The organism is Microbacterium testaceum (assembly GCF_001476655.1).
Classification (GTDB): domain Bacteria; phylum Actinomycetota; class Actinomycetes; order Actinomycetales; family Microbacteriaceae; genus Microbacterium; species Microbacterium testaceum_C.
In genome coordinates, this window is sequence record NZ_LDRT01000169.1 from 1 (window position 1) to 823 (window position 823).

The following is an 823-nucleotide window of genomic DNA, read 5'->3' on the forward strand; positions in this document are numbered from 1 at the left end:
TTGTACGACACGCGTCAGCTCGTCGGCAGCGTCAGAGGTGTAGAAGAGACAGGTGCAGCAGCTCGTCACGACGACCTGGGCCGCGGCATCCACGTTCCGCGGCAGCGACAAGCGCGGCGGCGTGAACGGTGCGCGCATCCGCCTCGAGCCGCAGAAGAGCTGGACGGTCAACAACCCCGAGCAGCTGGCATCCGTGCTCGAGGTGCTCGAGGGCGTCAAGGCCGCCTTCGACGCGCAGGGTGAGAAGAAGGTGTCGATCGCCGACCTGCTCGTTCTCGCCGGCAACGCCGGTGTCGAGCAGGCCGCTCGCGCCGGCGGCGTCGAGGTCGAGGTTCCCTTCACGCCCGGCCGCACCGACGCGTCGCAGGAGCAGACCGAGATCGAGTCGTTCCGCTGGCTCGAGCCGCTCGCCGACGGCTTCCGCAACTACGCCTCGCGAGAGGCGCGGCTGCCCGCGGAGTTCCTGCTGCTCGACAAGGCGAACCTGCTGACCCTTACCGCTCCCGAGATGACCGTGCTCGTCGGCGGGCTCCGCGCGATCGGCGCCAACTGGGACGGCAGCGACTGGGGCGTCTTCACCGACACCCCCGGGGCTCTCACGAACGACGTGTTCGTGAACCTCCTCGACCTCGGGACGACGTGGAAGCCGCTCGACAGCGGCAAGCACGCGTTCGAGGGCACGAAGGACGGTTCGGGCGAGAAGGTCGGTATCGGCACGCGCGTCGACCTGGTGTTCTCGTCGAACTCCGAGCTGCGCGCGCTCGCCGAGGTCTACGCCTCGGATGACGCGAAGGAGAAGTTCGTGCGCGACTTCGTCGCCGCG

Annotated in this window: 1 pseudogene; it reads left to right on the plus strand. The window is 68.8% G+C overall.

Annotated elements, in window-relative coordinates:
- Positions 1-52 precede the first annotated feature (52 nt).
- Positions 53-823 (plus strand): annotated as a pseudogene (locus NS220_RS17585) (peroxidase family protein); the annotation flags it as partial.